The sequence below is a fragment of the Neisseria sp. P0022.S010 genome (genome assembly GCF_051956635.1).
Window position 1 is genome coordinate 1 of record NZ_JBQCXF010000638.1, and the last position, 1,558, is coordinate 1,558.

Here is a 1,558-nt window from a genome sequence, read left to right on the forward strand (position 1 = left end):
ACGCCGCCAAATTCCTGAATTTGGAAGCCATCACTTGGGCAAATACACGCGAAACCTTGGGCGAACACGCCATCAACAAATACGAACATTTAATGCAACGAGTGGAGCAAAAACAAGTGGACGATTTAATCGAAGCCAACAAACAAAGCATCGCCGCCGCAGCCGCGCCTGCCGCCGAAGAGAGTAAATACGAAAAAGTCGCCGAACAGGCCAGCTTTGACGACTTTATGAAAATCGATATGCGCGTCGCCAAAGTATTGAACTGCGAAGCCGTCGAAGGCAGCACCAAACTTTTGAAATTCGACCTTGATTTCGGTTTTGAAAAACGCATCATCTTCTCTGGCATCGCCGCATCTTACCCAAACCCTGCCGAATTGAACGGCCGCATGGTCATCGCCGTCGCCAACTTCGCCCCGCGCAAAATGGCAAAATTCGGCGTATCCGAAGGCATGATCCTCTCTGCCGCTACGGCAGAGGGCAAACTGAAGCTCCTCGACGTTGACGCAGGCGCACAGCCCGGGGATAAAGTGGGCTGATACCTTTTACCACAGCGCAAAGCAAAGGCCGTCTGAAACTTTCAGACGGCCTTTTTATTTATCCAAACACTTTCCGTTAAAACTTTATCTCAACAATTCATCGGTAACGCGTTGCAGAAATTCGATGCGCTCGGGTTTGGCTTCGCCGGATTCGGCAGCGGTTTTGACGGCGCAGCCGGGTTCGGCGCGGTGGGTGCAGTTGTGGAAACGGCACTGGCCGATAAGGTGGCGCAGGTCGGGAAAGTATTGCAATAAATCGGCGACTTGGAGATGGTGCAGGCCGAATTCTTGCAGGCCGGGGGAATCGATGAGTCGGGTTTCTGCGTTTAAATCGTAGAGTTGGGCGTGGGTGGTGGTGTGTTTGCCGGAGTCGAGCGCGGTGGAAATGTCGCCGGTTCGGGCAGCTTGGTTGCCGAGTAGGGCGTTGGTCAGGGTGGACTTGCCCATGCCGCTTTGTCCGAGCAGGATGTTGGTTTGCCCTTCTAAAATGGAACGTAGAATGTCGGCGTTTTCCAATGCGTTGGTTTCGACCACGGGGTAGCCGAGGGTTTCGTAGAATTTGAGTTTCTCGCGCCATTGGGCGGTTTCGGGGAGGTCGGCTTTGTTGAGGACAATGACGGCGTTGATGCCGGCCGCTTCGGCTGCGAGTAGGGCGCGTTGCAACAGGGCTTCGCTGGGTGTGGGGCTGGCGGCGGTTACGATGAGGAGTTGGGTAACGTTGGCGGCAATCAGTTTGGTTTTCCACGCGTCTTGGCGGTAAAGCAGGCTTTCGCGCGGAAGGTAGTCCTCAATCACAACTTGTTCGCCGTTGATGGGGCTGATGCGGACTTGGTCGCCGCAGGCGAAATCGACGCGTTTTTTGCGGGTGGTGGCGTCATATGTTTGGCCGTCGGGAGTGCGGACAATATAGCGGCGGCCATAGCTGGTAATGATTTGGGCGGTATCGGTCATGATGGGGTTTATTGTTTGGAATGGTGTGATTGTACCGAAAGTCGGCTATGGCCGTCTGAAAACTTGTTTGC

General features: G+C 54.4%; 2 protein-coding genes. One reads left to right on the forward strand and one right to left on the reverse strand.

Annotated features, from left to right (window positions below):
* Positions 1 to 536, forward strand: a 536-nt coding sequence (metG, locus tag ACTHUT_RS20220; protein ID WP_440419587.1) for a methionine--tRNA ligase subunit beta, incomplete at its 5' end; no start/stop codon positions are given.
* Positions 537 to 620: 84 nt separating this feature from the next.
* On the opposite strand, the gene rsgA is transcribed toward metG, so the two are convergent.
* A complete protein-coding gene (rsgA, locus tag ACTHUT_RS20225; RefSeq protein WP_250599340.1) occupies positions 621 to 1,487 on the reverse strand; it encodes a ribosome small subunit-dependent GTPase A in 867 nt (288 codons plus the stop codon).
* Positions 1,488 to 1,558: the final 71 nt, after the last annotated feature.

Excerpts from the sequence above, each read along its gene's own strand:
- rsgA (WP_250599340.1), bottom strand. The coding sequence starts at position 1,487 with ATGACCGATACCGCCCAAATCATTACCAGCTATGGCCGCCGCTATATT.